At 68.3% G+C, this 26,613-nt stretch carries 22 protein-coding genes; 11 read left to right on the top strand and 11 right to left on the bottom strand.

Annotated features, from left to right (window positions below):
• The first annotated feature begins 40 nt into the window (after nt 1-40).
• Nucleotides 41-1,855: a hypothetical protein gene (locus tag LXE91_RS09195; protein ID WP_039361151.1), complete on the top strand. Its 1,815-nt coding sequence runs from the start codon at nt 41-43 to the stop codon at nt 1,853-1,855.
• A gap of 137 nt (nt 1,856-1,992) precedes the next feature.
• On the opposite strand, the gene groL is transcribed toward LXE91_RS09195, so the two are convergent.
• Both groL and groES read right to left on the bottom strand, forming a co-directional pair.
• Nucleotides 1,993-3,633 (bottom strand): chaperonin GroEL, encoded by a 1,641-nt coding sequence (gene groL / locus LXE91_RS09190; protein WP_039361154.1) that lies wholly within the window; start codon nt 3,631-3,633, stop codon nt 1,993-1,995.
• Nucleotides 3,634-3,679: 46 nt separating this feature from the next.
• Nucleotides 3,680-3,973: a co-chaperone GroES gene (groES, locus tag LXE91_RS09185; protein WP_039361157.1), complete on the bottom strand. Its 294-nt coding sequence runs from the start codon at nt 3,971-3,973 to the stop codon at nt 3,680-3,682.
• Nucleotides 3,974-4,653: 680 nt separating this feature from the next.
• On the opposite strand from groES, the gene LXE91_RS09180 reads away from it, so the two are divergent.
• From LXE91_RS09180 to LXE91_RS09155, 6 genes are all read left to right on the top strand, one after another.
• A complete protein-coding gene (locus LXE91_RS09180; RefSeq protein ID WP_039361160.1) occupies nt 4,654-6,120 on the top strand; it encodes a carbohydrate porin in 1,467 nt (488 codons plus the stop codon).
• A gap of 66 nt (nt 6,121-6,186) precedes the next feature.
• Entirely contained in the window at nt 6,187-7,320 is a 1,134-nt protein-coding gene (locus tag LXE91_RS09175) for a hypothetical protein (protein ID WP_039361162.1), read from the top strand.
• Between the two features lie 11 nt (nt 7,321-7,331).
• The gene (gene efeB, locus LXE91_RS09170; protein WP_039361164.1) at nt 7,332-8,636 is read left to right on the top strand and encodes an iron uptake transporter deferrochelatase/peroxidase subunit; all 1,305 of its coding nucleotides are present in this window, start codon (nt 7,332-7,334) and stop codon (nt 8,634-8,636) included.
• A gap of 65 nt (nt 8,637-8,701) precedes the next feature.
• Entirely contained in the window at nt 8,702-9,736 is a 1,035-nt protein-coding gene (locus LXE91_RS09165) for an iron ABC transporter substrate-binding protein (RefSeq protein ID WP_039361167.1), read from the top strand.
• Between the two features lie 2 nt (nt 9,737-9,738).
• On the top strand, nt 9,739-11,337 hold the full coding sequence (locus LXE91_RS09160) for an ABC transporter permease (RefSeq protein WP_039361169.1): 1,599 nt from the start codon (nt 9,739-9,741) through the stop codon (nt 11,335-11,337).
• Nucleotides 11,338-11,365: 28 nt separating this feature from the next.
• Nucleotides 11,366-12,415: an ABC transporter ATP-binding protein gene (locus LXE91_RS09155; RefSeq protein WP_039361173.1), complete on the top strand. Its 1,050-nt coding sequence runs from the start codon at nt 11,366-11,368 to the stop codon at nt 12,413-12,415.
• Nucleotides 12,416-12,461: 46 nt separating this feature from the next.
• On the opposite strand, the gene LXE91_RS09150 is transcribed toward LXE91_RS09155, so the two are convergent.
• The 9 genes from LXE91_RS09150 to LXE91_RS09110 form a co-directional block, all read right to left on the bottom strand.
• Nucleotides 12,462-12,977: an SRPBCC family protein gene (locus tag LXE91_RS09150; protein WP_039361175.1), complete on the bottom strand. Its 516-nt coding sequence runs from the start codon at nt 12,975-12,977 to the stop codon at nt 12,462-12,464.
• Between the two features lie 44 nt (nt 12,978-13,021).
• Nucleotides 13,022-13,654 carry a LolA family protein gene (locus LXE91_RS09145; RefSeq protein ID WP_039361178.1) on the bottom strand — a complete coding sequence of 211 codons (633 nt, stop codon included), beginning with the start codon at nt 13,652-13,654 and terminating at the stop codon, nt 13,022-13,024.
• Entirely contained in the window at nt 13,651-14,082 is a 432-nt protein-coding gene (locus LXE91_RS09140; RefSeq protein ID WP_046196665.1) for a cupredoxin domain-containing protein, read from the bottom strand. The genes LXE91_RS09145 and LXE91_RS09140 overlap by 4 nt, the downstream gene beginning before the upstream one ends.
• Before the next feature lie 28 nt (nt 14,083-14,110).
• Nucleotides 14,111-14,893, bottom strand: coding sequence for an anti-sigma factor family protein (locus tag LXE91_RS09135; protein ID WP_039361181.1), 783 nt, complete (start codon nt 14,891-14,893; stop codon nt 14,111-14,113).
• Nucleotides 14,890-15,405: a sigma-70 family RNA polymerase sigma factor gene (locus LXE91_RS09130; protein WP_039361534.1), complete on the bottom strand. Its 516-nt coding sequence runs from the start codon at nt 15,403-15,405 to the stop codon at nt 14,890-14,892. The genes LXE91_RS09135 and LXE91_RS09130 overlap by 4 nt, the downstream gene beginning before the upstream one ends.
• A 34-nt stretch (nt 15,406-15,439) precedes the next feature.
• Entirely contained in the window at nt 15,440-15,799 is a 360-nt protein-coding gene (locus tag LXE91_RS09125) for a COG4315 family predicted lipoprotein (RefSeq protein WP_039361183.1), read from the bottom strand.
• Between the two features lie 294 nt (nt 15,800-16,093).
• Nucleotides 16,094-19,219, bottom strand: a complete 3,126-nt coding sequence (locus LXE91_RS09120) for a beta strand repeat-containing protein (RefSeq protein ID WP_039361186.1) — start codon at nt 19,217-19,219, stop codon at nt 16,094-16,096.
• A gap of 484 nt (nt 19,220-19,703) precedes the next feature.
• Nucleotides 19,704-20,948 carry an NAD(P)/FAD-dependent oxidoreductase gene (locus LXE91_RS09115; protein WP_039361188.1) on the bottom strand — a complete coding sequence of 415 codons (1,245 nt, stop codon included), beginning with the start codon at nt 20,946-20,948 and terminating at the stop codon, nt 19,704-19,706.
• A 67-nt stretch (nt 20,949-21,015) separates the two neighbouring features.
• The gene (locus LXE91_RS09110) at nt 21,016-21,795 is read right to left on the bottom strand and encodes an ABC transporter substrate-binding protein (RefSeq protein WP_039361190.1); all 780 of its coding nucleotides are present in this window, start codon (nt 21,793-21,795) and stop codon (nt 21,016-21,018) included.
• A gap of 379 nt (nt 21,796-22,174) precedes the next feature.
• Between LXE91_RS09110 and LXE91_RS09105 the strand changes: the two genes are divergently transcribed.
• The 4 genes from LXE91_RS09105 to LXE91_RS09090 all read left to right on the top strand — a co-directional run bounded on the left by LXE91_RS09105 (nt 22,175) and on the right by LXE91_RS09090 (nt 26,446).
• Nucleotides 22,175-23,149 carry an ornithine cyclodeaminase family protein gene (locus LXE91_RS09105; RefSeq protein ID WP_039361192.1) on the top strand — a complete coding sequence of 325 codons (975 nt, stop codon included), beginning with the start codon at nt 22,175-22,177 and terminating at the stop codon, nt 23,147-23,149.
• Nucleotides 23,146-23,940, top strand: coding sequence for a helix-turn-helix transcriptional regulator (locus LXE91_RS09100; protein ID WP_039361194.1), 795 nt, complete (start codon nt 23,146-23,148; stop codon nt 23,938-23,940). The genes LXE91_RS09105 and LXE91_RS09100 overlap by 4 nt, the downstream gene beginning before the upstream one ends.
• Before the next feature lie 196 nt (nt 23,941-24,136).
• Nucleotides 24,137-24,868, top strand: a complete 732-nt coding sequence (locus LXE91_RS09095; protein WP_039361196.1) for a DsbA family oxidoreductase — start codon at nt 24,137-24,139, stop codon at nt 24,866-24,868.
• Nucleotides 24,869-25,006: 138 nt separating this feature from the next.
• Nucleotides 25,007-26,446 (top strand): DHA2 family efflux MFS transporter permease subunit, encoded by a 1,440-nt coding sequence (locus LXE91_RS09090; protein ID WP_039361197.1) that lies wholly within the window; start codon nt 25,007-25,009, stop codon nt 26,444-26,446.
• Nucleotides 26,447-26,613 lie beyond the last annotated feature (167 nt).

Genomic DNA, 26,613 nt, shown 5'->3' with positions numbered 1-26,613 from the left:
GCGTACCACTCCAACAAGCCAGCATCCGTTAGGATCAACCTTGCGCGAGTCGCTGCCGTTCGCGGTCGCGCTATCGATTGTTGCCGTCATCTACGGGGCCGTGCCATTCATCGCCCTTCCGACACTCGGTCAGGCACTGTGGATTTCGTCGTTCGCCCAGTCTTTCGCAAACAGCGGATGGCCATCGATCTTCGTCCACAATTTCGGCCTCCCCGTCCCCGCGCCGATTGCGTTCGGCCTATCCGGCGCGCTGGTGGAAAGCGCTATGCTTGCGGCCACGCCGCTGAACCCCGCCGACGCGTACAGCACGACCACGTTGCTGTTCCTGGCGCTCGCGCTGTGGGGCTCGAAACGCTATGCGTCGGCACTGGGTGCCCCCGCGCGATATGCGCTGGCGTTGGCCTTGGTGTGGGCAACCATGCCGGTCATTTGGGCGCACTCCGGCTATTCGATGCTGTCGATCGGGATCGCGCTGTTGCCGCTTTATCTGTGGACGACGCACCGGCTATGCGAAGCGATCGACGCACGACGCTCCCGGACGATCGCGATATCGGCGCTCGCCCTTGCGGCCGTCGCATGCCTGGCCGTCTTCACCGACGGCTATACGTTCGTCATGTTCGCCTTCGGCTCACTCGTCCAGTATGCGGGCTGGCTCAAGCGATCGAGTGGCCGCAGGGTACGCCTGCTTGCCGTCGGCATGCCGATTTATGCCGCGGACTTCGGACTCGCGTTCGTGCTTTACCGTCAATTCGTCGGCACGCAGAGCTTCGCAGCGGATCCGCTGTCGGTATTCCGTGGCTTCGGCGTCGACGTCACCATGCTCGTACAGCCAACCCAAGGACTTCTGTGGCTATGGGATGTGCTCCGCATCAGCACCCCGAGAAGCGACTCGGCCTACTTCGGCGACGCATCAGTGTGGCTCACGACGTTCATCGCCCCCATCGCCATCGCAGGCCTGGCCGGATTCGTGCTGTCGAAAAACAAGACCCACGGCATTCCGCTACTGGTGCTTGGCATGCTTGCGACGTACCTCGCGCTCGGGCCGTCATTGAAAGTCCATTCCGTGCGGCCCGACGCCGACCGGGCTGCAGGCAACTTCCAGGCCGCGATGCCGCCCGAATATGCGGTCGCGCCTACCGGAACGGCCTATCTGTCGACGCACGTACCGGGCTTCAGGAACATGCGCGCGTCGTATCGATGGTCCGCCCTGACCGTTCTGGCATTCTGGGCATTGTTTGTACTACTGATCGCGGAGTTGTCGCGTCGCGACAGGAACAAGGCTGCGTGGTGGCTGTTGGGTCTGATGATGGTGTCCAACCTGCCGAATCCGGAATCAGGGCTCACGTATTCCGAAGTCCGCCATTACGAACATCAGGTGCGGGTGCATGCGCCACTGCACTTCCGCGACCAGTTCGCGCAGCTCGACCAGTCGATCGTCGCTGACTTCCGGCAGGATGCCCCGAAGGATGGCATCACCGCGTTTTTCCCCCAGGGCAACGACTTTCTCGCCGCCTACCTGGCCGCTGCATCGAATACACACACCTACAACATCGGCGGCGACAAGAACGTTGCGCTGGCACAGGAGCACTGGCCCGCATCCATCTCGACACTGTTCGCGTCCGACACGACGACGCTCGCCGGTAACATCGAACGCACCCTCGGGGATCGCAGCGTCCGCGCCGTCGTCATCAGCTACGTCGACCTGCTATGGAATGCACATCAATGGCCACCGTCATCAGCAGAGCTGGCCCAGGCTCGCGCACGCTACGCCCCGGCAGTGAGTACGCTCTCGGCCGATCCCCGTTTCGTCGTGAAGGAGCGACCCTACTACGCGTTGGTCATGGCGCGCGAATAGCACGGGTGCCAGCCGCCCACTTTCACCTCGCATCGTCATCCGCGCGCACATAAAAAAAGACCCGCATCGCTGCGGGTCTTTTTCTTTGGCTGGAACACGCATCGCTGCGCGCTCCGGACACCATCGACCGAAGTCGATTACATGTCCATGCCCATGCCGCCCATGCCGCCCGGCATGCCGCCCGGCATCGGTGCGTCTTCCTTCGGCAGTTCTGCAACAGCTGCGTCCGTCGTCAGCAGCAGGCCCGCAACCGAAGCTGCGTTCTGCAGTGCGGTACGCGTGACCTTGGTCGGGTCGACGACACCGGCTTCGACCATGTCGACGTACTCGCCCGTCGCTGCGTTGTAGCCGTAGTTGCCTTGGCCTGCAGCAACTGCCGCCACCACGACGCTGGCTTCTTCGCCGCCGTTCGTGACGATCTGGCGCAGCGGCTCTTCCATTGCGCGCAGCACGATCTTGATGCCGGCGTTTTGATCGGCGTTAGCGCCGGTCAGGCCTGCGATCGCGGTGCGAGCGCGGATCAGCGCAACGCCGCCACCTGCCACGATGCCTTCTTCCACAGCTGCGCGCGTTGCGTGCAGTGCGTCTTCGACACGTGCCTTCTTTTCCTTCATTTCGACTTCGGTCGCAGCGCCGACCTTGATCACTGCAACACCGCCGGCCAGCTTGGCCACGCGCTCTTGCAGCTTTTCACGGTCGTAGTCCGACGTCGCTTCTTCGATTTGCGCGCGCACTTGCTTCACGCGTGCTTCGATGTTCACGGCTTCGCCTGCGCCGTCGATGATCGTCGTGTTTTCCTTGCCCACTTCGATGCGCTTCGCCTGGCCCAGTTCTGCCAGCGTTGCCTTCTCGAGCGTCAGGCCGGTTTCTTCCGCGATCACCTGGCCGCCGGTCAGGATCGCGATGTCTTCCAGCATCGCCTTGCGACGATCGCCGAAGCCCGGTGCCTTGACCGCAACGGTCTTCAGGATGCCGCGGATGTTGTTGACGACCAGCGTTGCGAGCGCTTCGCCTTCGATGTCTTCAGCGATGATCAGCAGCGGACGGCCAGCCTTCGCGACTTGCTCGAGTACCGGCAGCAGATCACGGATGTTCGACACCTTCTTGTCGTGCAGCAGCACGAACGGGTTGTCGAGGACGGCGACTTGCTTTTCCGGATTGTTGATGAAGTACGGCGAAAGGTAGCCGCGGTCGAATTGCATGCCTTCGACGACGTCGAGTTCGTCTGCCAGCGACTTGCCGTCTTCGACGGTGATGACGCCTTCCTTGCCGACCTTGTCCATCGCTTCAGCGATGCGATCGCCGATCGACGTGTCGCTGTTCGCCGAGATCGAGCCGACCTGTGCGATTTCCTTGTTCGTCGTGCACGGCTTGCTGATCTTCTTCAGCTCTTCGACAGCCGCTGCGACTGCCTTGTCGATGCCGCGCTTCAGGTCCATCGGGTTCATGCCCGATGCGACGTACTTCATGCCTTCGCGGACGATCGATTGCGCGAGGACGGTTGCCGTCGTCGTGCCGTCGCCTGCGTTGTCGCTGGTCTTGGAAGCAACTTCCTTGACCATTTGCGCGCCCATGTTCTGGAGCTTGTCCTTCAGCTCGATTTCCTTCGCGACCGACACACCGTCCTTGGTGACCGTCGGGCCGCCGAAGCTGCGCTCGAGCACCACGTTGCGGCCCTTCGGACCCAGCGTGACCTTGACTGCGTTGGCGAGAATGTTCACGCCTTCGACCATCTTCGAACGGGCGGAATCGCCGAATACGACGTCTTTAGCTGCCATCTTCTAACTCCTTGAATTCTTGGGAATATGTACCGTCAGTGGACGCTTACTTCGCGTTGACCACGGCCATGATGTCTTCTTCGCGCATGACCAGCAGTTCGCTGCCGTCGACCTTCACGGTCTGGCCTGCGTACTTGCCGAACAGGACGCGATCGCCGACCTTCACGTCGAGCGCGATCGGAGCGCCCTTGTCGTCGCGCTTGCCCGGGCCGACGGCCAGGACTTCGCCCTGGTCCGGCTTTTCAGCAGCGGCGTCGGGGATCACGATGCCCGAGGCGGTCTTGGTTTCCTGATCCAGGCGCTTGACGATCACGCGATCGTGCAAAGGACGAAGGTTCATATTCACTCCTCTCTTGACTGAGATTGAAGAACGCTTAGGGAATCTGCCCGGCTTATCGCCCGGCAGAGAATTGTTAGCACTCTCGTGCAGCGAGTGCTAATTATATGGACGGGTTTTGACAAATTCAAGAAGGGAAACCGGAGGAATTTTCGGGGCGGGGACGGGACGAAAAAAGCATACGAATCCAACAAAAATCCATTAAAAACAAATACCTAAAAGAATCGCCCAGCCTTGCCGGCCGGCCCGCGCGGCCCCGGAATCTCATCGCGCCCCGTTTGGACACCGGGAAAGCACGGAGTTCCCGCGATCGGCGGCGTCATCCTGATAAATTCCGTGGCGGCGTCGATTCCGTCTGCCGGCACGCGCCATCCGACGCCCGCCGGCTGCCTCCTGCGCCCCGCCCCCCCGCCCCATCGATCCGCATCGATCCATTCATTTTCATTACACCGATATTTACGGTTTACCTCGGCACTAAACACGTGCTGGCCTCCATCCGTAAGGAGGCGGATTACATTCAGTAATTTAGATGCGAATCATTCTCGTTTACATTGACTTTCGCATTTGACACTCCTACGATGCGCCGCGTTGCGTTCATCTTCATGCGCTGGCCAATCAGTGCCGAGCGTCCGGACAGCGACCGACAAGCAGGACTCCAGACTAAATAGAACCAGGGATTTGATATGAAGTTTGCGTCGTTCCAGGGAGACAACATCCGGGCCCGGATGCGCCCCGCCGCGTGTGCGGCCATCCTCGCGTGCGCATCGTTCGCGAGCGGCGCGGCTTTTGCCGCCGTGCCGGTCGACGCACAGCCCGAAGCCCCCGAAGCCGACCTGGCGATCCAGGCGAAGCCGACCAACATGTGGACCGGCATCTGGACGCGCCAGAACCTGCTCGGCGACATGGGCGGCATCCGCCCATGGCTCGGCAAGTATGGCGCGACGCTGCTGATCACCGAAACCAGCGAATACCTCGCGAACGTGCGCGGCGGGCTGAACCGCGGCGGCGCCTACGACGGGCTGACGACGGCCACGTTGACGGTCGACACGCAGAAGGCGATCGGCCTGCCCGGCGGCACGTTCAACGTCAGCGCGCTGCAGATCCACGGCACCAACCTGAGTGCGCGCAATCTCGGCACGCTCAACACTGCGAGCGGCATCGAGGCGCAGGGCACGACGCGCCTGTGGGAGCTGTGGTACCAGCAGTCGTTCATGGACAAGCGCGTCGACGTGAAGATCGGCCAGCAGAGCCTGGACCAGGAATTCATGGTCAGCACGTATGCGAACACGTTCGTCAACACGATGTTCGGCTGGCCCGCGCTGCCGTCGTACGACCTGCCCAACGGCGGCCCCGCCTATCCGCTCGCGGGTCTCGGCGTGCGCGTACGCGCGCAGATCACGCCGAAGCTCACCGCGCTCGCAGGCGTGTTCGACGGCGATCCGCTCGGCAACAACCCGAATAACCTGAGCGGCACCAACTTCAACCTGCACAACGGCGCGCTCTATATCGGCGAACTGCAGTACGCGCTGAACCAGCCGTCCGACGGCGAAATGGACACCGGCCGCTCGAACGGGCTGCCGGGCACCTACAAGATCGGCGTCTGGTATCACAACGGCCGCTTCGCGGACCAGAACGTCGGCACCGACGGGCTGTCGCTCGCGGACCCGGCGTCGAACGGCACTGCGCAGCAGCGTCACGGCAACTACAGCTTCTACGCGGTGGCCGACCAGATGATCTGGCGCCCCGACCCGACCGGCCCGCGCAGCCTCGGCGTGTTCGCGCGCGTGATGGGCGCGCCGGGTGACCGTAACCTGGTGAGTTTCTCGGCCAACGCGGGGATCGTGCTGAAGGCGCCGTTCGAAGGCCGCGACAACGACAGCGTCGGCCTCGGCGTCACGTACATCCAGGTCGGCAACCACGTGACCGACCTCGACCAGACCGCGCGAACGTTCGCGACCGGCCCGTACGGCGTGCGCACCCGCGAGACGACGCTCGAAGCGACCTACCAGTACCAGGTCAACCCGTGGTGGATCGTCCAGGCCGACGCGCAGTACACGTTCAATGCCGGTGCTGGCCAGAACCCGAGCGACGCGACCCAGCCGCTGCGCAACACATTCGTGATCGGCGCGCGTACGACGATCACGTTCTGAGCGTGACGCGCCCACGCTGACCATTTTCGCGCGCCGCCCGGACGGCGCGCTCCCCAGGAGATTCACATGATTCAATCCGCCCCGCTTCGCCGCCTCGCGACGGGCGCACTGGCCGCCGCCGCGCTGACGGCCGCCGCCGGCGCACTCGCCGAGCCGCAAGGTTTCCTCGAGACCGTGCATCGCCACACCACGCTCGTCAACACGGTGCCGGACAACGGCGACCAGAACCCGTACGCGATCGCGGTCGCGCCGGTGTCGGCCGGCACGATCCAGGCGGGCGACGTGCTCGTCGACAACTTCAACAACTCGGCGAACCTGCAAGGCACCGGCAGCACAATCGTCAACTACCGCCCGTCGACGAAGCAGCTGAGCCTGTTCGCGTCGATCCCGCGCGACCTGAAGGCGTGCCCCGGGGGCGTCGGCCTGTCGACGGCGATGACGATGCTCAAGTCGGGCTGGGTGATCGTCGGCAGCACGCCGAGCAACGACGGCACGACCAACACCAAGGGCGCCGGCTGCCTGATCGTGCTCGATCCGCAAGGCAAGATCGCGTCGACGTGGTCGACGCCCAACATCAACGACCCGTGGGGCAACATGGCCGTGGTCGACCGCGGCGACAGCGCGACGCTGTTCGTCAGCATGGCCGGCTTCGGCGTCGGCGGCGCGGACGGCAATCCACCTATCTACAAGCAGGCGACGGTACTGCGTCTCGACCTCGACGTGCCGGCCGGCAAGCCGCCCGTGATCAAGCAAGAAACGGTCGTCGCAAGCGGCCTCGGCGCGCAGGCCGACAAGGGCGTGTTCCTGGTCGGCCCGACCGGCCTCGCGCTGTCGGGCGACCAGAAGAAGCTGTACGTGTCGGACGCGATCGGCAACCGCATCGTCGAGATCGACGACCCGCTCACGCGCGACACCAGCGCGGGCGTCGGCCGCCAGGTCACCGCCGACGGCTTCCTGCGCCGCCCGCTCGCGCTCGCCACCGCACCGAACGGTCACCTGCTCGCAACCAATGCGCAGAACGGCCAGGTCGTCGAAATCGACCCGGTTGCCGGCAAGCAGATCTACGCGCGCTGGATCAACACCGACAAGGCGCAGACGCCCCCCGGCAACGGCAACCTGTTCGGCATCGCGATGACACCTGAAGGCGACGGTTTCTACTACGTCGCGGACGACGTCAACACGCTGTTGCTCGCGAAGTAACGGAGCCCATCATGGCAGACGATTCCAACCAGCCACCACGCCCCGCGCGGCGTGGCTTCCTGAAGGCGGGCGGCGCCGCGGTGGCCGCCGGCCTCGCGGCAGCGTCGATCCCGGCCGCGAAGGCGGCGGATGCACCAGCCCCCGCGCCCGCGCCCGCTTTCGCGCATGACGACGTCGAGCCGTTCTACGGCAAGCACCAGAGCGGCATCGCGACGCCGCAGCAGCGCCACGCGTATTTCGCGGCGCTCGACCTGACGACGGCCCAGCGCGCGGATGTCATCGCGCTGCTGAAGACCTGGACCGACGCCGCCGCGCGGATGACGCGCGGCGATACCGCGCAACCGCTCGCCCCGACGGGCGGCGACGAAGTCGCGCCGGCGGACGGCGGCGACGCGCTCGGCCTCGGCCCTGCGCGCCTGACGATCACGTTCGGCTTCGGCCCCGGCATGTTCGTGCTGGCGGGCAAGGACCGCTTCGGCCTCGCGAAGCACCGCCCCGCTGCGCTCGTCGACCTGCCACGTTTCAACGGCGACCAGCTGCTGCCCGAGAAGACCGGCGGCGACCTGTTCATCCAGGCGTGCGCGGACGACGCGCAGGTCGCGTTCCACGCGGTGCGCCAGCTCGTGCGCCTCGGCGCGAAGGCGACGCAGATGCGCTGGGGCCAGGCCGGCTTCACGTCGGGCAAGCCCGGCGAAACACCGCGCAACCTGATGGGCTTCAAGGACGGCACGATGAATCCGCCGATGTCCGACCCGGCCGCGATGAACGAATTCGTATGGGCCGGCAGCGAAGGCCCGGCATGGATGAACGGCGGCACCTACACGGTCGTGCGCCGGATCCGCATCACGCTCGAGCACTGGGACAACACGGAACTCGGCTTCCAGGAGCAGGTGGTCGGCCGTCACAAGTACAGCGGCGCGCCGCTCGGCCAGAAGAACGAGTTCGAGGCACTCGATCTCGACGCGGCCGACAAGGACGGCAACCCGGTGATCCCCGACAACTCGCACGCGCGTCTCGCGTCGCCGCAGTTGAACAACGGCGCGCAGATCCTGCGCCGCGCGTACTCGTACAACGACAGCACGAACTTCTACATCGAGCGCTGGCCGCCGTGGCGCCAGCAGACCGAGTACGACGCGGGGCTGATGTTCGTCGCGCACCAGCGCGACCCGCGCAAGGGCTTCATTCCGATCAACGAGAAGCTCGCGAAGCTGGACATCATGAACCAGTTCACCACGCACGTCGGCAGCGCGATCTTCGCGTGTCCGCCGGGCGCGCAACCGGGTTCGTACATCGGCGCCGCGCTGTTCGAGGCATGACGACACGCAACGCAAGGCAACGCACACCTTCCCGGCCCGGCCGGGTGCAACCTGCTGAAAACCACATGAACACTTCACCCGTTAGCCGCCCGCTGCGGCACCTGATTTCCGCGGCGGCCGCCGCGCTCATGCTGACCGGCGCACTGCACGCCGCGCGTGCACACGCCGCGACGCTCACGCTGTACAACGCGCAGCACGAGCAGGTCGTCAACCAGCTCGTCAAGGACTTCGAAGCACAGAGCGGCATCACCGTGAAGGTGCGCTCGGGCGAAGGCCCGGCGCTCGCCGCGCAGCTCGTCGCGGAAGGCGACCGCACGCCGGCCGACGTGTACTTCACCGAGAACTCGCCGGAGCTCGTGCTGCTCGACCGCAAGGGCCTGTTCGCGAAGACGGACGCCGCCACGCTGCAGTCGGTGCCCGCGCGCTTCAACCCGGCGGACGGCAACTGGGTCGGCGTGCTCGCGCGCGAGAACGTGCTTATCTACAACACCGCGAAAATCCAGCCGCAGCAGTTGCCCGCTTCGCTGCTCGATCTCGCGAAGCCCGAATGGAAGGGCAAGGTCGGTGTCGCGCCGAGCGACGCGGACTTTCTGCCGCTCGTGAGCGCGGTGCTCGCCCTGCACGGCGAAGCCGCGACGCTGCAATGGCTGAAGGGCCTGAAGGCCAACGCGCAGATCTTCGACGACGACGAAGGCGTGACGGCGGCCGTCAACCGCGGCGGCGTGCTGACCGGCATCGTCAACAACTACTACTGGGACCGCCTGCACGCCGAGCTCGGCGACAAGTCGACCCGCAGCGCGATCTACCACTTCGGCAAGGGCGACGTCGGCGGTGCCGTCAACGTGTCCGGTGCCGCGGTGCTGAAGGCATCGAAGCACCAGCCGGAAGCGCAGAAATTCGTCGCGTATCTCGTCAGCGAGCGCGCGCAGAAACTGATGGCCGGCGGCCATATCAGCTTCGAGTATCCGCTGCATCCGGGCGTCGCTCCGGATCCGATCCTGAAGCCGTTCAACGAACTGACCCCGCCGGCGCTGACGTTCGAACAGCTCGGCGATGACAGCCAGGCCGGCAAGCTGCTGCGCCAGGCCGGTCTGCTCTGACCATGAGCGACGCCGTGTCCCGCACGGCACGCGCCGCACGCGGCGGCGAGCACATGGCGACACGGCGCCGCCCGTCACGCGCGCTCGTCGCCGCGGCCGCGTGCGGGCCGCTCGCGATCCTGCTGCCGCTCGGCTTCACGCTGTACCGCGCGGCCACTTTCGGCATCGACGATGCGATCGAGCTGCTGTGGCGCCCGCTCGTCGGCGAACTGCTGGTCAACACGCTGTCGATCACGCTCGCCGCGACCCTCGCGTGCACGCTGCTCGGCACGGCGCTCGCGTGGTTCATCGAGCGCACCGACCTGCCTGCCCGGCCGCTGTGGACCGCGCTCGCGGCGGCGCCGCTCGCGGTGCCGCCGTTCATCACGAGCTATGCGTGGGTGTCGCTGAGCCTCGACCTGCAGGATTTCCTCGGCGCGCTGATCGTGCTGACCTCCGCGTACTTCCCGCTCGTCTACCTGCCGGTGGCCGCCGCGCTGCGCGAGCTCGATCCCGCGCTGGAAGAAAGCGCGCGCACACTCGGCTGCTCGCCGTGGCATACCTTCTTTCGCGTCGTGCTGCCGCAGCTGCGCCCCGCGCTGTGCGGCGGGATGCTGCTCGTCGCGCTCGGCGTGCTGTCCGAGTTCGGCGCATTCCAGTTGCTGCGCTTTCGCACCTTCACGACCGAGATCTACGCGGAATATCGCACCGCATTCGACGGCGGCGGCGCATCGCTGCTCGGCTGCGTGCTGATCGCGCTGTGCCTGCTGTGCCTTGCGATCGAAGCGCGCGCACGCGGCCATGCGCGCTACGGTCATACGCACCGGGCCGCGCGCCGCGTCGCGATGCGTTACCCGCTTGGCCGTCTGCGCGGCCCCGTCACCGTTGCATTCGCCGCACTCGCGGCCGCGACGCTCGGCGTCCCGCTCGCGATGATCGGCTACTGGCTCACGCAACAGGGCGCGGCCGCCGTCACGCCGGCCGACGTGTCGCCCGAGCTGCTGTGGCAGGCCACGCTCGCATCGTCCGGCTATGGCCTGATGGCCGCAGCCGTCACGACGCTGCTCGCACTGCCGCTCGCGTTCCTGCTGGTCCGTTATCCGGGCCGCGTCGCGACGCTGCTCGAGCGCACCGCGATGACCGTGCAGGGCGTGCCGGGCATCGTCGTCGCGCTGGCGATCGTGTCGATCACGGTGCGACTGCTGCAGCCGCTCTACCAGAGCGCACCCGCGCTCGTCGGCGCATACGCGATCCTGTTCCTGCCGCTCGCGGTCGTCAGCGTGCGCGCCGCGCTGTCGCACGTGCAGGTCCGGCTCGAGGAAACCGCGCGCTCACTCGGCCTTGGCTGGCGCGCGACCCTCACGCGCGTGGTACTGCCGCTCGCGGCACCCGGCCTCGGCGCGGCCGCGACGATGGTGTTCATCTCGGTCGTGACGGAACTCAACGCGACGCTGCTGCTGTCGCCGATCGGCACCCGCACGCTCGCGACGCAGGTGTGGAGCGATACGGCGACGCTCGCATTCGCCGCCGCGGCGCCCTACGCGGCGCTGCTCGTCGCGCTGTCGCTCGGCGCATCGGGACTGCTGTTCCTGCTGCTCGGCCGCGCGTCGGTGCGCAACTGAGCGACGCCCTTTTTCCCCGGAACCGCCCATGAGCGAACTACGCATCCACGGCCTGTCGAAATCGTTCGGATCGCATACCGTCCTGCACGACATCGACCTCACGGTGCGGCGCGGCTCGCGCCTCGCGCTGCTCGGCCCGTCCGGCAGCGGCAAGACCACGCTGCTGCGCGTGCTGTGCGGCTTCGAGCGCGCCGAGCGCGGCACCGTCGAAATCGATGGCCGCCGCGTGGCCGCGCCCGACGTGCACCTGCCGCCCGAACAGCGCCGGATCGGCTACGTGCCGCAGGAAGGCGCGCTGTTTCCGCATCTGTCGGTGGCCGACAACATCGCGTTCGGGCTGCCGCGCGCGGCGCGGCGGCGCCATCATCGCGTCGACGAACTGCTCGAGATGGTCGGGCTCCCCGCGTCGTATGCGAGCCGTGCGCCGCAGCAACTGTCCGGCGGGCAGCAGCAGCGCGTCGCGCTCGCACGCGCGCTCGCGCCCGAGCCGTCGCTCGTGATCCTCGACGAACCGTTCTCGGCGCTCGACACGTCGCTGCGCCACGAAACGCGCAGCGCAGTCGCCGATGCACTTGCCGCAGCCGGCGCGACATCGGTGCTCGTCACGCACGACCAGCCCGAAGCAATGACCCTCGGCGATGAAGTAGCCGTGATGTGGCATGGCCGGCTCGTGCAGACGGCCGCGCCGCAGACGTTGTATCGTCAGCCCATCACGCGCGACGTCGCGTCGTTCGTCGGGCAGGCGGTGCTGCTCGCAGGCCGTGTGCGCGGCACGCACATCGCCTGCGCGCTCGGCGACCTGCCGCTCGTCGCGCCGCTGCCGGACGGTCCGGCCGATGCGATGCTGCGTCCCGAGCAGATCGGCATCGTGCCGCTCACGCACGCCGATGCGGCGCGCGGCCATACGGCGCGTGTCGAAGCCGCGCAGTTCGCGGGCCAGGACGCCGACGTGCTCCTGCGCCTCGATGCCGATGGCGACGTGCGCGTGCGCGCACGCGTGCCGGGACACCGGTGTCCGGCCGTCGGCGAACGTGTCGCACTGGTGGTGGATGGCGCGGTGATGGCGTACGCGTGCTGAGCGGCGCAGCACGCCGCTACGCGCTTTTCCTCGCGTTCACCCGCGTTCAGGCATCGGCGCAGCCCGCGTCCGGCAGCGGCCGGAACGTCCGGCCCTCCGTCTCGACTGCCGCGCCCAGCAGCCGCGCGAGCCCCTTCGCGCCTTCACGCATCACGACGTCGTGATTCCATCGGAACAGCGGGCGACCGAGCCACTCCAGCCGGTTCATCCAGCGCACGTGCGTGCGGATGTGCCAGTCGTAGCGCACGATCGTACGGGCGCCGTCGGCAATGAACGACCAGCATCCGTCGCCTTCGATCGCGCCGCCAGCACGGCCTTCGAGTGCATGCGGCGGCTCGACGCGTCGCACGCGCATGTCGAAGGTCAACCGGTAAGGCAGCGCCCCCTTCCACGTGTACCGGTGCAGCGCGCCGACGCCGCGCACGTCGCCCGGCTCGATCTCGACGGTGCGCACGGCCCCCTTCCACCAGACGGGCCAGCGGTCGACCTGGTAGATCGCGTCCCACACCGCCACGAGCGGCGCGTCCACGCGCCAGATCGTCGAGAACCGGTATTCCGCCATGCAGCCTCCGGCATGCCTGTCACGGGCATGAGTCAGCGCACCGCTCAGGGCGCGAAGAAGCGTTCGGGAAACGCGACGTCGATCTCGACGTCGTCGAGCGTCACGGTTTCGAGCGGCACGTCGTCACCGTCCGCGAAACTGACGACCTTCAGCGGAAAGCCGTCCTCGGTATCGAGCCACAGCCGGTAGCGATGCACGCCGTCGACCGCATGCGCGGGCGCGCCCGTGACCGACACGCGCAGCGCAGTGCGGCCGCCGACGGCCTCCTCGCCTTCGGTCACCGTCGCACCGCCCTCCTGCAGCGCATGGACGTTGCGCAGCAGTTCGCCGACGTCCGACCGGTCGACCCGGTGGCCGCTGCGGTCGCGCACGAGCGGATTGGACGGCGACAGCGTCAGCGCGGGCGGCGCGTGCGCGCCGAACGGACGCAACCGCACCTTGCCGTCGCCGGGATCGTACGCGAGCACCGCGCCGTGATGCGGCGACACGAAATCCATCCGGACGAAGCCCGGTTTCAGGTACGCGTAACGGATCTCGGTGTGCTCGCCGCCGCGCGCGGACGAGCGGATCGTCGCGCGATACGAGCGGACGTGGTCGAAATGCGCCTGCGCGACGGTCACGGGATCGGCGGTCATGCTCGCTCCTATCAGGCTCGCGGCCAGCAACGCGGCGATCACGGCGCCGCCTCGACATCGAGCGCGCCTTCCATCCCGCGCTCGCGATGGCTTTTGAAAAACAGCAGCCGATGCGTGCAATAGTAGGCGAACCGGCCCGGCTGCGACGGCGTGAAGCGAAACGTCTTCGGCGTCGTGCCGAGCTCGGTGCGCACCGCGATGCCGGCCTGCGGCGCATCGATTTCGAAGCTGTGCGGCACCGGCCCGGGCTCGGCCGACACGGTCAGCTCGACCGGCACGTGCGCCCGCACGATCACGTGGTTCGGCCGGAAGAAGTAGCTGCCGCCGACGATCGCCACCCGTTGCACGCCATCGGCGTCGACCGGCACGCGCAGCGGCACGTCACCGTCCGCCTGCGCAAGCGCCGTGCCCGCGGCGAGCGCCGCCAGCACCAGCATCGGCACGAGCCCCTTCGTCATCGTCGTCTTCATCACGTGCTCCCTGCCGGCGCCGCGCGCGTCACCCCTTCCACGCATCGGTCGGGCCGCCTAGCGCGCCGCACGCGTCGATCGCGAGTTCGCGCAGGCGCCGTTCGTCGCCCTGGCCGGACAATGCATAGCCCATCCCGCGATCCGACCAGAAATACGTGTAGCGGCCGCCGGCCGACATCGCCTGCGGCGCGAGACGCCGTGTGTCGTAGGCCGTCATGTACAGCGTCACGCGTTCGCCGTCCGCGCGCTGGTACATGAGTTGCGCGGCCGGCCCCGCTTCGCCCGGGAGCAGCCGGCCGCCGAGCAACCGGTAACCGTATTCGTCGAGCGACGGCGCACGCACGGGCCGCCCGAGACGCGCGGACAGCCACGCGACGAGATGGTCAGGGTCGCCCGCACTGACCTCGACCGGATGGTCGCGGTCGGCCACGTACGTCGCATAGGCGACATCCGCGCGCGCGGCGAACCCCGGTTCACCGCCGAACGCCACCCAGCCCGCATGCAGCGCGACACCGATCAGCAGCCCGGCCGCGAGCCCCGCGAACGCATAGGCGATCCCGCGCCGGCGCGGCTCACGACGTTGCACGAACAGCGCGGGCGCGGCGGCCGGCAGCGGAAACAGCGCCTGCAGTGCATCGCGCTGCGCCCGATAGTGCGCGAGTCGTTCGGCCTCCTCCGGATCGGCCAGCACGCGCTCGAGCACCTCGCGACGCTCGTGCCCGGACAGCTCGCCGTCCAGCAACGCGGACAGCAGTTGCGCCGACGCATCGTCATCCCGCGCGTTCGAAGGCTTGTGCGGATCGTCCATCATGTCTTCCCGATCACCCGTAATGCAGCCGTGCCGTGCGCCGGCGGCTCGTCGGACAACAGCGCACGCATCTGGCCGCGCGCCCGTGCGAGCCGCGACATCACCGTCCCCACCGGGACGCCGAGCACTTCCGCGGCATCGCGATAGCTCAATTCCTCGAGCGCGACCAGCAGCAGCACCTCGCGCTGTTCGACCGGCAGCCGGTACAGCGCGCGCTGCACGTCGCGCAGCACCAGCCCGCCGATTTCGCCGGCCGGTGCGGCCATCGTCTGCCACGGCGCCGTCGCGTCGTCGACCGCGATCTCGTGCCGTGCGCGCAACTGGTCGATGAAGCGGTGCCGCAGCAGCGTCAGCAGCCATGCGCGCAGGTTGCCGCCGTCGCGCGGCGGGCGGTTCAGCGCTCGCTCGAGCGTGTCCTGCACGAGATCGTCTGCCCAGGCCCGGTCACCCGTCAGCGCGCGCGCATAACGCGTGAGATGCGGCAACCACACCAGCAGGTCCGATTCGTAGCTCATCAGGATGCCTCGCGCACCGCCCCACCGCCCGTCGTCACGGACGCGCGACGTGCCACATGCCGCCGACCCCATCGCCGCCCGCGTCACCGGGCTTGTGATCGAGCTTCCAGCGATACAGCGGGCGCCCGCGGTATGCCCATTGCTTGCTGCCGTCGTCGCGCGCGACGACACTCAGCGCGCCGGTTGCCTTGTCGTACGCGTCGGCCAGCGCAGGCGGCCAGTTCGTCGCGCATGCGCGGTCGCATGCGCTCTTGCCGGGCGCATCGCGATCGAACACGTACAGCGTCATGTGATCTTCGTCGACCAGCTTTCCGTCGCCGGCTCGCGGCGGTTCCGCGGCGGCCGGTCGCACGACTGCCGCCGTCAGCGCGGCGACGACGAGTATCCGGTTCATGCCCTTTCTCCTTGACACGGCATCGCGATACGGCGGCACCGGCCGGGACGATCGGCTTCGTCACGACCATTATCCCGCCGGCCGGCGTTGCCGGGATTCGGTATGTAAACGGATGGAGGCGACCGGTTATTCCACGCCGGCCGGCGAGCGTCGTCTTCGGCGGCGGCAACCATTCGTGCGGCGAAAGAAAAAAGGGGCACCAAAAGACAACGCGGCATGACATTGCTGTCATGCCGCGTTGTGCGGCCCGTTGCGCACGGCGGCCGATCCGGCTCCGCCGTGCGTGCGCGCCGGTTACTTCGGCAGTGCGCCCGTGAGCGACTGGAGCAGCGACGACACCGGCGCGAGCGGGTTGCCCGGCGCGCTGTTGCCCGAATGCGGCGTGACCGACAGGCCCGGCGCGGAGCCGAGCGCCGTGCCCACCGTCGTGCCGACCGCGTTGACGACCGTCGCCGTCGCGTTGGCGCCCGTCGTCAGCAGCGAGCCGACTGCGCCCGCCGTGCCGCCGGCCGCGTTCGCACCCGAGCCGAGCAGGCTGCCGCCCGCTGCCGCCGTCGAACCGGCCGCGCCCGACAGCGCGCCGGCCGCCTGCCCGAGGGCTACCGGACCGTTCGCGAGTGCGCCCGTCACCGAACCGAGCGCACCGGTCAGTGCGCCGGCCGGGTTGCTGCCGCCCGTCAGACCGCTCACGAGGTTCGTGATCGGGGCGATCGGGTTGCTGCCCGCCGCGCCCGACAGCGTGCCGACGACCTGGTTCACGACGCCTTGCACCGGCGCCAGCGGGTTCGAGCCGCCGAGGTTGCCGAGCGTGCCGACCACCTGGTTCACGACGCCCTGTACCGGGGCCAGCGGACTCGAGCCGCCGAGGTTGCCGAGTGCGCCCACGACGGAGCCGACCGCGTTACCCAGTGCGTTCGTGGCCGTGCCGACCGCGTTGCTGCTGCCGAGCGTGCCGACGACCTGGTTCACGACGCCCTGCACCGGTGCCAGCGGGTTCGAGCCACCGAGGTTGCCGAGTGCGCCCGTCACCGAGCCCAGTGCGCCGGTCAGCGCGCCGGCTGCGTTGCCGCCCGTCGGCAGCGCATTCTGCAGGCCGTTGACGAGGTTCGTGATCGGCGTGATCGGGCTACCGCCACCGGCGCCGGACAGCGTGCCGACGACCTGGTTCACGACGCCTTGCACCGGCGCCAGCGGGCTTCCCGCGCCGCCGAGCGTACCGGCGAGCTGCGTGACGACGCCCTGCACCGGAGCCAGCGGGCTTCCCGCGCCGCCGACGTTGCCGAGCGTGCCCGTGATCGTGTTGACCGCGTTGCTCAGTGCGCCGGCCGGATTGCCGCTGCCGAGCGTACCCGTGACCTGGTCGACGACGCTCTGGATCGGCGCCAGCGGGTTCGAGCCGCCGCCGATGCCGCCCAATGCACCCGTCACCGTGCCGAGCGCGCCGGTCAGTGCGCCTGCCGGGTTGCCGCTACCGAGTGCGCCCGTGACCTGGTTCACGACGCCTTGCACCGGTGCCAGCGGGTTCGAGCCGCCGCCGATACCGCCCAGTGCACCCGTCACCGTGCCGAGGGCGCCGGTCAGTGCACCTGCCGGATTGCCGCTGCCGAGCGCGCCCGTGACCTGGTTCACGACGCCTTGCACCGGCGCCAGCGGGTTCGAGCCACCGCCGATACCGCCCAGTGCACCCGTCACCGTGCCGAGGGCGCCGGTCAGTGCACCTGCCGGATTGCCGCTGCCGAGCGCGCCCGTGACTTGGTTCACAACGCCTTGAACCGGCGCCAGCGGATTCGAGCCACCGCCGATGCCGCCCAATGCGCCCGTCACTTGATTGACGACGCCTTGAACCGGAGCCAGCGGGTCCGAGCCGCCGCCGATGCCTCCCAATGCACCCGTGACCGTGCCGAGGGCACCGGTCAGTGCACCCGCCGGATTGCCGCTGCCGAGCGCACCCGTTACTTGATTCACGACGCCTTGAACCGGTGCCAGCGGGTTCGAGCCGCCGCCGATACCGCCCAATGCGCCCGTCACCGTGCCGAGTGCGCCAGTCAGTGCGCCAGCCGGATTGCCGCTACCGAGTGCGCCCGTGACCTGGTTCACGACGCCTTGAACCGGCGCCAGCGGATTCGAGCCACCGCCGATGCCGCCCAGTGCGCCCGTCGCCGTACCGAGCGCGCTGCTCAGTGCCCCGGTCGCGGTGTTCAGCGCACCGGTCAGGGCACCTGCCGGATTGCCTCCGCTCAGCGCACCCGTTACTTGATTCACGACGCCTTGAACCGGCGCCAGCGGGCTCGAGCCGCCACCAATACCACCCAACGCGCCCGTCACCGTGCCGAGTGCACCGGTCAGTGCGCCGGCCGGGTTGCCGCCACCGAGCGCCCCCGTCACTTGATTGACCACACCTTGCACCGGCGCCAGCGGATCCGAACCACCGCCGATGCCACCCAACGCGCCCGTCACCGTGCCGAGCGCGCCAGTCAGTGCGCCAGCCGGGTTGCCGCTACCGAGCGCACCCGTTACTTGATTGACCACGCCTTGCACCGGCGCCAGCGGGTTTGAACCACCGCCGATGCCACCCAGTGCGCCCGTCACCGTACCGAGCGCACCAGTCAATGCACCAGCCGGGTTGCCGCTACCGAGCGCACCCGTTACCTGGTTCACGACGCCTTGAACCGGCGCCAGCGGGTTTGAACCGCCGCCGATACCGCCCAGCGCGCCCGTTACCGTGCCGAGGGCACCGGTCAACGCGCCGGCCGGATTGCCGCCACCGAGCGCACCCGTTACTTGATTGACCACACCTTGCACCGGCGCCAGCGGATCCGAGCCACCGCCGATGCCACCCAGCGCACCCGTGACCGTGCCGAGCGCGCCAGTCAGTGCACCAGCCGGATTGCCGCCACCGAGCGCACCCGTTACTTGATTGACGACGCCTTGCACCGGCGCCAGCGGGTTCGAGCCACCGCCGATACCGCCCAGTGCACCCGTCACCGTGCCAACCGCATTGCTCAGCGTCCCCGTCGCCGTATTCAGCGCACCGGTCAACGCACCCGCCGGGTTGCCGCCGCCCAACGCACCCGTCACCTGATTCAGCACACCCTGGACCGGCGCGAGCGGCTGCACCGTGCCGCCGCCACCGCCGAGTGCGCCGGTCACCGCCCCCACGGCGCCCGACAGTACTTGGCCGGGATCGCCCAGCGACGTCTGGATCGCGCCCGCCCCGCCTGCCGCCACGGTGACCGAGCCCAGCGGCGACGTACCCGTCGCGACCAACCCGACCGACACGCTGTTCGTCGGCGGGTTGACGATCACTTGCGGAATCGGCAGCGCATCAAGGGCCCCCGCCATCGCGGAACCCGAAGCCAGTACCCCGAACACCGTCGCGACCGACAGCGCTACACCCGTCAATTTCAGATTGTGTCCCATCTTTATTTTCCCCATCTCGGTTGGCACAACGTTGATAAAGCATGGGGACCGATTGCACGAAGTGTGCCAATTCGAAAAACAGGATTGATTCGTCTGTCTAATGACCGGCAATAACGCTTTTTTAATCGATTTCAGACGAAATTCACGGCATTCACGCCGCAATCATCTGACGAAAAAGGCCGCTGGAACACGGATGTAACGTAACGTTTGCGAGCCCCGCGGTAACGTGTTCCGGTACATTCCGCGTAACACCGGAACATCCGCTGCAACGGCGCACCACACCGTCACGAGCGACCGCCTATTACGTATTTCAGCAATATGAAAATGCATTGCTCAATCGCCGATTTGCCGATTTTCTTTATTTCGCGATTATCTTTCTCGGCGATTACGCAGATCATTTCCGATTGCGCGATTTCCGATAATTCGGATAGCAGAATGAAACATTGTGAAGGCCGGCGCGCGCGACGCAGCGCGCACCGCCGGATCAGCCGAAGCGCGCGGGCCGGTACGGATGGGGATCGATATAGGTCGGCGCGCCCGTCATCATTTCGGCGAGCAGGCGTCCGGTTGCGGGGCCGAGCGTGAGCCCGTGGTGACAATGGCCGAACGCGAACCACAGGTGGCGATGGCGCGGCGCGGGCCCGATCACCGGGCGCATGTCGGGCGTGCACGGCCGCATCCCGAGCCACGGTTCGGGATCGAGCCGCTCGCCGATGCCGAATGCATCGCGCGCCAGCGGCTCGGCGCGCGCGAGCTGCACGCCGGTCGGCGGTGCGCCGCGCAGCGCGATCTCGACGCCGGTCGTGAGCCGCAGGCGGCCGCCTTCCATCGGCGCGACGACGAAACCTGCCTCGGTATCGCACACAGGCACGTTCAACGGCGCGCGCGTGGGCCGGTAGTGCATGTGGTAGCCGCGCTTCGCGCGCAGCGGAATCCGGTAGCCAAGCGGCTCGAAGACGTGATCGGACCACGGCCCGAGCGCCACCACGGCCGAGCGCGCCGAGATCGGCCCGTGCTCGGTACCGACCTGCCAGCCGTCATCGACCTGCACGAGCGTCCTGGCATCGCCGAGCGCGAACGTGCCGCCGGCGCGCTCGAACAGCCGCGCGTAGGCCTTGGTCAACCCGCCCGGGCTCGACACGGTCTTCGGGTCCTGCCAGTGGAATGCGCCGCAGAACGCGTCGCCGATACCGGGCTCGCGCGCCCGCAACGCACCCGCGTCGAGCACGGTCATCCGCAGCCCGTGCGCGTCGGCCACGCGCTGCTGCGCGCGCGTTTCCGCATCGAACAGCGCGGGCGAACGGAACGCCTCGATCCACCCGCCGTCGTGCACGAGCGGCTGGGCATCGGTGCGTGCGAGCAGCGCGTCGTGCTCGGCGACGCTCGCGGCGACGAGCGGCAACAGGTCGCGCGCAGCGGCCGCGAGCCGCTGCGGCGACGATTCGCGCCAGAAGCGCGCGAGCCAGCCCGCATACGCGGGCAGCGCGCGGTAGTCCCAGTAGAGATCGACCGAGCGGTTGCGCGCATAGCGCAGCAGCGTGCCGAGCCGGCGCGGAAACGCGTACGGCACGACCGACGAGCGCTCGATCAGCCCCGCATTGCCGTGGCTCGTTTCCTCGCCAGGCGCGCGCCGGTCGACGAGCGCGACGCGCAGCCCGCGATCCTGCAGATGCAGCGCCGACGACACGCCGACGATGCCGGCCCCCAGAACGATGACGTCGAAGTCCATGATTCCCCGTACTGCGTCGAGATTCGATGCGGCACGCGCCGGCGCGGCGGCCGGCGCGCGCCGGTGCTCACTTCGCGACGATGTCGCGCTTGAAGTACTTCTGCGACAGCGCGCTGAGCGTGCCGTCCTTCTTCAGCGCGTCGAGCGCGCCGACGATCTTCGCCTGCAGCGCCTTGTCGCTCTTGCGCATTCCAAAGCCCGTGCCTTCGCCGAGCGTCGCCGGATCCTTCAGCGGCTCGCCGACGATCTGGTAGTCGCGGCCGGCCGGCTTGTCGAGGAAACCGTCCTGCGCGGTCTGCGCTTCCTGCACGGCCGCGTCGAGACGACCCGCGACGAGATCCGCATAGATCTGGTCCTGATCCTGGTACGACACGACGGCCACACCCGCCGTGGCCCAGTGCGCCTTCAGGAAATCCTCCTGCGACGAGCCCTGCAGCACGCCGACGTGCTTGCCGCGCAGGCTCGCGACGTCAGGCCGCAGCGACGAGCCGTGCCTGGCGATCATCACGATCGGCACCACGTAGATCGCCGGCGTGAAGTCGATGCTCTGCCGGCGCTTCGACGTGATGTTCATCGCCGAGTTGATCGCGTCGAACTTGCGCGCCTGCAGCGCCGGGATCAAGCCGTCGAACGCATTCTCGACCCACACGCATTTCATGTTCAGCTTCGCGCACACCGCGTTGCCGATGTCGACGTCGAAACCCTGCAGCTGGCCGGCCGGCGTCTTGCTCTCGAACGGCGGATACGCGGCTTCGATCCCGAAGCGCAACGTGGTCTGTTCCGCATGGGCCGTGACGGCCGCGCAGGCAAGCGCCGCAGCGGCGCAAAGGGAGAGCTTCCAGTTCATGACGGTCCTTCCGTTCTGGATTGAGGCGATGAAGATCGGTACACGACGGCCCGGGCCGGGCGCCGGATCGGCATTCGAAGCAGGCAGCCACCACGCTGCGACGTGTCGTGTCCTGCACGCGAAATATAGACTCAAAGTCTACTATAGACTATAGGGGATACGAGAATCGTGCCCCGATACGCGACGTCCGGAATTCGCCAGGCATTCTGAATGCCTTTGATTTACCGCTGTTTTTTTAGAACCGCGCGACGACACCAAGTCTCGAACAGAAAAATTCTCCCGATTTTGTTTGTCTATATTAGACTTTTCGTCCATCACGAACACCGCCGGACACCGTCGATCGAGACGGCCCTGTCCGGCCCCGACCGGAGATGTCCCCATGACGCAAACCGCCCCGACCCTGCCGCTGACCGTCGACGAAGCCGCGGTGCGCGCGGCCCTGCCGTCGCTCGACGTGCTCGGTACGCTGCGCAGCATGTTCGCGTCGCTCGCCGCGGCGCGCGCGGTGCAGCCGCCGCAAACGCTGACGCTGTTTCCCGACCAGGCCGGCGACTTCATCACGTATCTCGGCGCGCTCGCCGACGCGCAGGTATTCGGCGCGAAGCTGTCGCCGTATGTCGTGACGGGCGGCAAGCCTGACGGGAAACCCATCGTCACCGCGTGGACCGCGCTCATGTCGATGCGCACGGGCCAGCCGCTGATGTGGTGCGACGCGGGGCTGCTGACCGTCGAGCGCACGGCCGGCACGACCGCGCTCGCGGTCGACTGCCTCGCGCCGCGCGACGCGCGCCATCTCGCGATCGTCGGCGCGGGCGCGGTCGGCCTCGCGCACCTGCGGCACACGGCGGGCTTGCGCGACTGGGAGACGATCCGCGTGTATGCGCCTTCGCTCGCCGGCGACGCGGCGCAGCAGGCGGCGCTCGCGCAGCTCGATCCGCGCGCCCGCGCCGCGGCGAGCGTCGAAGCCTGCGTGCGCGACGCGGACGTCGTGATGCTGTGCACGTCGTCGGGCACGCCCGTGCTCGGCGACGGGATGCTCACGCGCCCCGCGCTCGTCACGTCGATCAGCACGAACGTCGCACGCGCACACGAAATCCCGCCCGCCTGGCTGCCCGACATGGACGTGTACTGCGACTACCGGCACACGACACCCGCGAGCGCCGGCGAGATGCAGATCGCGGCGGCCGAGCACGGCTGGGACGCCGCGCGGATCGCCGGCGACCTGCCCGCGCTCGTCGCCGGCACCTGCCCGGCGCCGTCGTATGCCCGTCACGCGTTCTTCCGCTCGATCGGCCTCGGGCTCGAGGACATCGCGATCGCGCACGCGCTGTACACGCACCTGGCACGCGCATGAGCGGCACGCGCGCGCGGGGCCGATACAATGGCGCAACCGCCGCGGCGGCCGCGCGCGGGCGCACGGGCATGCCGGCCAACGGTGCGCCGGCGCTCCGGCCCGACGCGCTGCCCGGCCCCCGCCCACCCGAGATGGCGAACCCGATGCGCAAGAAGAAATCCCCCGTCAAAGACCTGCTGCTCACCCGTTATGCGCCGATCGCCGACGGTATCGCCGCGCTGTTCTTCCCGTACGCGGAAGTCGTGATTCACGACCTGCACGACCAGACCGTGCTGTATCTCGCGAACAACCTGTCGAAGCGCGAGGTCGGCGACGATTCCGCGCTCGAGGAAATCGACCATTCCGCGCGCGAGCGCGTGATCGGCCCTTACGAGAAGCTGAACTGGGACGGCCGCCGGATGCGCTGCGTCAGCAACGTGCTGTTCGACGACGAAGGCCGCCCGGCCGGGATGATGTGCATCAACTTCAACATCGCGGTGTTCGACGAGGTGCGCGCGACGCTCGACCTGTTCATCAAGGGCGCGGGCGTCGTCGCGCAGCCGGACGAGTTGTTCCGCGACGACTGGCAGGAGCGCATCAACACGTTCCTGCACGGCTGGCTGCGCGAGCGGCAGGTCGGGCTGAACGGGCTCACGCGCGAGCACCGGCGCGAGCTCGTCGAAGCGCTTTACGCGGAGGGCGCGTTTCGCGGCAAGAGCGCGGCGAACTACGTCGCGAACGTGCTCGGGATGGGCCGCGCGACGGTCTACAAGCACCTCAAGCACCTGAAGGAAACGCAGGGCGACGCTTGAGCGAAACACGTCGCGGGCCGGCGCGCCGCAACGCGCGGCGGCGGCCCGCATCGGCAATCGCTATCGGGGCGCCGCTTCCGTGTCTATGCTTCGTGGTACGCCGGGCGCCCGTTTCACCCGGTCGCCGGGCAAGACGAAGCGTCGAAGCACGAAGTGATATAGTCCCGGTTACATTTTTTGCTGCCCGGAACCGCCCATGACGACCGCTCCCGCCCCGACTGCCCGCCCGACCCTGACCGTCGAAATCTGGTCCGACCTGATCTGCCCGTGGTGCTGGATCGGCAAGCGCCGCTTCGATGAGGCGCTCGCCACGTTCGCGCACGCCGACCGCGTCGACGTCGCGCTGCGCGCGTACCGGCTGATGCCCGGCCAGCCCGTCGAGCCGGTCGAGGCGATGCTCGGCGGCAAGTACCGGATGTCGCCCGCGCAGGTCGACCAGATGCTGCGCCAGGTCACCGATGCCGCCGCCAGCGTCGGGCTGCGCTACGACCTGCCCGGCACGCTCGTCGGCGACACGCTCGATGGCCACCGGCTCGTGAAGCTCGCGGAAGCGACGGGCCGCGCGCACGCGCTGACCGAGCGGCTGTACCGCGCGTATTTCTGCGAGCACGGCTCGCTGTTCGATCACGCCGAGCTGACCGAATTCGCGGTCGAGGCCGGGCTCGAGCGCTCGGCCGTCGAAGCCGTGCTGCGCAGCGACCAGTACCGCGCCGAAGTCGAAGCCGACGTCGCCCGCGCCGCGCAGATCGGCGGGCGCGGCGTGCCGCTGTTCGTGTTCGGCGGCCGCTACGCGGTGTCGGGCGCGCAGCCGGCCGACGCATTCGCGCAGGCGCTCGACCAGGCATGGCGCGACGGCATCGTCGAGCTCGACGGCGGCGACGCGGCCGCGTGCGGCCCCGATGGCTGCGAGTTGCCGGCGCGCTCGTAACGCCCGTCGCATCCATCATCACGCGCGTCCCGCCCGGACGCGCGACTACGCTTCGCTGCTGCCACAAACCGGCAGGAAGCCCGCGCCGATGGCGCCTACAATGCAGCCTTCCAATAACGATCAGAAGGCGGCAAGCCCATGACCCACGGGATTCACGGCGAGAAGCGCTGGTACGCGCTGATCGTCCTCTGCCTCGGCGTGCTGATGATCGTGCTCGACAGCACGATCGTGAACGTCGCACTGCCGTCGATCAGCACCGACCTCCATTTCACCGAGACGGCCCTCGTGTGGGTCGTCAACGCGTACCTGCTGACGTTCGGCGGCTGCCTGCTGCTCGGCGGCCGGCTCGGCGACCTGTACGGCCAGCGGCGCATGTTCCTTGCCGGCCTCGTCGTCTTCACGCTCGCATCGCTCGCGTGCGGCCTCGCGCAATCGCAGGCGATGCTGATCGCCGCGCGCGCGGTGCAGGGAATCGGCGGCGCGGTCGTATCGGCCGTCGCGCTGTCGCTGATCATGAATCTCTTCACCGAACCCGGCGAACGCGCCCGCGCGATGGGCGTGTACGGCTTCGTCTGCGCGGGCGGCGGCAGCATCGGCGTGCTGCTCGGCGGGCTGCTGACGAGCTCGCTGTCGTGGCACTGGATCTTCCTCGTCAACCTGCCGATCGGCATCGCGGTCTATGCGATGTGCGTCTCGCTGCTGCCGCGCCTGCGCGCGCCGGCCGGCACCGCGCGGCTCGACGTCGCGGGCGCGATCACCGTGACCGCGTCGCTGATGCTGGCCGTCTACGGGATCGTCGGCGGCAACGAAGCCGGCTGGCTGTCGACGCAGACCGTCGCACTGATCGGTGCAGCGGTCGCGCTGCTCGCGATGTTCATCGCGATCGAGGCGCGCGCCGCGCATCCGCTGATGCCGCTCTCGCTGTTCTCGTCGCGCAACGTCGCGCTCGCGAACGTGATCGCCGTGCTGTGGGCGGCCGCGATGTTCGCGTGGTTCTTCCTGTCCGCGCTGTACATGCAGCGCGTGCTCGGCTACGGGCCGCTGCAGGTCGGCCTTGCATTCCTGCCGGCGAACCTGATCATGGCCGCGTTCTCGCTCGGGCTGTCCGCGCGGATCGTGATGCGCTTCGGCATCCGCGGCCCGATCGCGGCCGGCCTGCTGATCGCTGCGTGCGGCCTCGCACTGTTCTCGCGTGCGCCGGTGGACGGCGGCTTCGTCTGGCACGTGCTGCCCGGCATGACGCTGCTCGGCATCGGCGCGGGCGTCGCGTTCAACCCGGTGCTGCTCGCCGCGATGAGCGACGTCGATCCGTCCGATTCCGGGCTCGCGTCAGGGATCGTCAACACTGCATTCATGATGGGCGGCGCGCTCGGCCTCGCCGTGCTCGCGAGCCTCGCGGCCGCCCGCAGCAACACGCTCGCGGCAGCGAATGCCGCGCCGCTCGACGCGCTGAACGGCGGCTACCATGCGGCCTTCGCATTCGGTGCGGCGTTCGCCGCCGTCGCCGCGCTGATCGGCTTCGCGCTGCGCATCCGGCAGCAGGGTGCGGTCGAAGGCGTCGGCCCCGCGATGCACTGACCGGGCGGCGGCGGCTGGTGGCATCGACCGCCGCCATCGAACCGGGGCGCGCACTGTCGCGCCCTTTTTCATACCTGCCGGGCCTCGCACCCGCTTTCTGTTCACCGGGCGTTTCGGGCCGATCCGTCGCGAGGAGAACGGCCATCGCGCCCCTCGCGCTGCTCAAA

This window comes from Burkholderia contaminans (assembly GCF_029633825.1).
Classification (GTDB): domain Bacteria; phylum Pseudomonadota; class Gammaproteobacteria; order Burkholderiales; family Burkholderiaceae; genus Burkholderia; species Burkholderia contaminans.
Note: the sequence above shows the minus strand (reverse complement) of the source record. Positions and strands in the feature narration are given on the sequence as shown.